This is a genomic window from Aggregatibacter sp. oral taxon 458 str. W10330, assembly GCF_000466335.1.
Taxonomy (GTDB): domain Bacteria; phylum Pseudomonadota; class Gammaproteobacteria; order Enterobacterales; family Pasteurellaceae; genus Aggregatibacter.
Genome location: NZ_KE952594.1, coordinates 10,908 through 14,217, shown reverse-complemented (window position 1 = coordinate 14,217; position 3,310 = coordinate 10,908). Strand labels below are relative to the sequence as shown.

General features: G+C 47.8%; 6 protein-coding genes and 1 pseudogene. 6 read left to right on the top strand and 1 reads right to left on the bottom strand.

Going from position 1 to position 3,310, the window contains the following annotated elements; genetic code table 11:
- The coding region (locus HMPREF9065_RS08480; RefSeq protein WP_021615300.1) for an IS3 family transposase at positions 1 to 305 on the top strand (305 nt) is incomplete at its 5' end.
- A 65-nt stretch (positions 306 to 370) separates the two neighbouring features.
- On the opposite strand, the gene aphA is transcribed toward HMPREF9065_RS08480, so the two are convergent.
- Positions 371 to 1,078, bottom strand: coding sequence for an acid phosphatase AphA (aphA, locus tag HMPREF9065_RS08485; protein ID WP_021615299.1), 708 nt, complete (start codon positions 1,076 to 1,078; stop codon positions 371 to 373).
- Between the two features lie 548 nt (positions 1,079 to 1,626).
- Between aphA and HMPREF9065_RS09685 the strand changes: the two genes are divergently transcribed.
- From HMPREF9065_RS09685 to HMPREF9065_RS09845, 5 genes and pseudogenes are all read left to right on the top strand, one after another.
- Positions 1,627 to 1,887, top strand: a complete 261-nt coding sequence (locus tag HMPREF9065_RS09685; RefSeq protein ID WP_369751016.1) for an AzlD family protein — start codon at positions 1,627 to 1,629, stop codon at positions 1,885 to 1,887.
- Between the two features lie 127 nt (positions 1,888 to 2,014).
- A pseudogene (locus HMPREF9065_RS10455) lies at positions 2,015 to 2,167 on the top strand (RNA methyltransferase substrate-binding domain-containing protein); the annotation flags it as partial.
- A complete protein-coding gene (locus HMPREF9065_RS10450) occupies positions 2,162 to 2,362 on the top strand; it encodes a carboxymuconolactone decarboxylase family protein (protein WP_369751015.1) in 201 nt (66 codons plus the stop codon). The pseudogene HMPREF9065_RS10455 and the gene HMPREF9065_RS10450, both read left to right, overlap by 6 nt.
- Before the next feature lie 125 nt (positions 2,363 to 2,487).
- Complete coding sequence (locus HMPREF9065_RS08495) at positions 2,488 to 3,018, top strand: DUF302 domain-containing protein (RefSeq protein WP_021615295.1); 531 nt, start codon at positions 2,488 to 2,490, stop codon at positions 3,016 to 3,018.
- A gap of 100 nt (positions 3,019 to 3,118) precedes the next feature.
- Positions 3,119 to 3,310 (top strand): helix-turn-helix domain-containing protein (locus HMPREF9065_RS09845; RefSeq protein WP_156901090.1); only part of this gene is annotated, 192 nt, incomplete at its 3' end.

Sequence of the window (3,310 nt, the reverse complement as noted above, 5' to 3'; positions counted from 1 at the left end):
CGACAGAATGCCCGATTATTCATAGCGACCAAGGCGTATTGTATGGTTCGGCGGAATGGGTGAAAATGTTGGAGGGTAAAGCGGTTCAAAGTATGAGCCGCCGAGGAAATTGCTACGATAATGCGGTGATTGAAAGTTTTTTTGCGATACTAAAATCAGAGTGTTTTTACTCACGGAGCTATCATTCAATCACTGAATTACAGGCTGAAATTGAAGAATATTTAGTGTATTACAACCAAAAACGAATTAAACTCGATTTAAAAGGATTGAGCCCGGTGCAATACCGAGCTCAATATTTAAGTTAACTAACCTGTCCAACTTTTGGGGGGCAGATCAAAGTGCGGTCAATTTTTTATGTGTTTTTTAAAAATTAATAGCTTGAGTTAATTAACACTTCTTCACCATATCCGCCAAGGGTTGGCATTGGTTGGTAAGTGGAGTTAGCAGCGCGCATGAGGCGGATGCCACGAACGCCGGCTTCTTTGGCGGCAAGAATATCGTCGTCACTGTCGCCGTAGTGAATAGTAACTTTGTGTTCAATAATGCCAGGGGTTTTGTTGTATTTGGTGCTAAGCTCACGTCCGCCCATGAATTCAACCGGGTGCATGTCTTTAATATTGAAGGCTTTTTGTAATACTGGGGTAACGCCATCTTTATCGCCGGCAGTGCGTCCGGTGATGAAATAAATTTGGTCGCCACGGGCTTGGTGCATATTAATTAAATCTATGGCAATTTGTTTTGGAATGGAATATTGGTCACAACCGGCATTCACTTCATTCCAGAAATCTTGGTTTTTTAAGTAATCATGTTTGCCCGGAGAATATTTTTGTTGCCCATGGTAAAAACAAGGGCTACTGAATAGCACGGTATCGTCAATATCAAAACTTACATTGATCGGTGCTTTACCTTCCAATTCTTTTTTCAGTTGCTCAACGGAAATCCAGTGGATTGGTTGTTCCACGAGCATTTCACGGGCATTGGTACCTTGATTGGTGTAAGGTTCGGTTTTGGCCGCCATGGCGGGAATTGCTGCCGCGGTTAAAAGGGCGACAAGAGAAAGTTTAACAAGATTTTTCATTGTGACTCCTGATGAGATTGTGAATATATCGGCGGCAATCCTACCTTTTTTGTTCTATTACGCAATTTCAAGCAATCGTTTGCTATACAAAATTTTGACCGTGATCACATTTTTATCATGTGATTGGTGAATAAATAACCAATATTGTTTTTCCCCACGATAGCGCGCGTTTCCTAACGCGTGCCTGAAAATCAATTTCGTTTGATTCAGATTTTTACTATTTTCATGAATAACTTCAATTTGCTTATTTTTTAGATAGATAAAACTACGCGTCAGAAGGGGGGGCTATCTGGGGAGCCGTTGGTAAAGCCAACGTTCAGAATCCTTTTGATTTTATGACCGCACTTTTTTGTCATTAGAAGAAAATGAAGAACTTAAACAGGTAATCACTTTATCGCCAAATATCACTTTTCCGGTAAACTTCATTCGTGAGCTTGCCTCGGGATTTTGCTAACTCCGAAACCACAATAGATTGTAATGGCACAAGCGAGGATGCTTGCGCTATCAGGGGGGAAAGAATGAAGGATTTGCTCTCTTGGTAGTCGTTCCTGCTGTTTGCCGGCATGCTGGCGGTAACGTATTCCACCCGCCTTATTGGTTTTTTCGCCTTGCGCAACCGTACCTTAAGCCGCCGCGCACAAATCGTGATGGAAGCTGCGCCGGGTTGCATGTTTATTTACGTCATCGCGCCTTATTTCGTGTCCAACAAACCGCACGAATTGATTGCCATTGCACTGACCGTGCTTGCCGCAAGCAGGTTTTCCATGTTGGTTACCGTGTTGATCGGCGTCGGCAGTTCTGGGCTGTAGGGGTATTTGATGCGGTAGGCGGCTGCGTTTTCGTGATACCGGTTACACTTGTTTTCAGACGACCTTTCCCTTTCAGACGATCTTATCTTGTTATAATGTCGTCTGAAATTTTTTATAAAGCAAAATCATGGCAAACCAAAGACTCATCTACGGCTTCCACGCCGTCAACGCCCGCCTGTGGCAAAACCCGAAATCGATTACCGAACTCTACGTCCAAGAAGGCAAAAACGATGCCCGCACGCGCGACGTGTTGGAGAAAGCGGCAAACGAAAACGTGCGCGTACACTTTGTCATCGCCGTCGCCATCACTACCCGTTGCGAAAGCTGCATCAGCGTACATGCCGCCGCAGCCGCCAAAGCGGGCGCGACTGAAAGCGAAATCGCCAGCGCGCTGGCAACCGCTATCGCCTTGAACGCAGGCGCAGCCTACACTTACGCCCTGCGCGCTTTGGAAGCGGTTGACGCGCAGCGTTGATTTTGTCTCAAAGGGTCGTCTGAAAACCACTCCCGTTTCAGACGACCCTTTTGCTGACGGGCATTGCTTTTTGCCGCCAAACCGTTTAGATTGATGTCTTTATTCAACCGTTTGGAGAAACAACCATGAAAAAATTACTGACTGCTGCGCTGACTGCCGCCGCACTCGCCCTTCCTGCCGCCGTATCCTATGCCGCGCCCGCTGCTAAAGCCGCCAGCGCTTCACATAGCGGCGATGCCGCCCGACAAACCGATTCCCGACAAAGTTCAGCCATGAATCAAACCCATACCGCCGTCAGCAAATACAGCTTCGACGATACCGTCCGCCGTTTGGAAACCGCCGTTAAAGAAAAAGGCATGACCGTGTTCGCCGTCATCGACCACCAAGCCGCAGCGCGACAAAGTGGTTTAGACATGCAGCCCGCGAAAGTCATCGTTTTCGGCACGCCCAAAGCCGGCACACCGCTGATGCAAAAAGACCCCGCCTTCGCCCTGCAACTGCCGTTGCGCGTCCTCGTTACCGAAGCCGACGGCGCAGTCCAAGTCGTATTCAACGATACGCGCGCGCTGGTGTCGGGCAGCAAAATAGAGTTCGCCGAAGTGGAAAACACACTCGCCAATGCGGAAAAGCTCATCCGTAAAACGGTAACGGAATAAGGTTCGCCCAAATCCGAAGGTCGTCTGAAAACCTGAGCAAACCCTGAACTGCACCCCAAAAGTTGGACATCCCCTCCAACTCACAAGGTGCAGTTTTTTTATGAGCAAATATACATTACACTTCAAATACCAAGCCGTACTCCACTACCTGCATATACGCAGCCAACAGCGTACCGCAGATCATTACGGCATCTCCCGAACCCACCTGCGACGATGGATACGCGCCTATCAAGAAGGCGACATCGGCGCACTCGAACATCCCCACGATAGCGCGCGTTTCCTAACGCGTGCC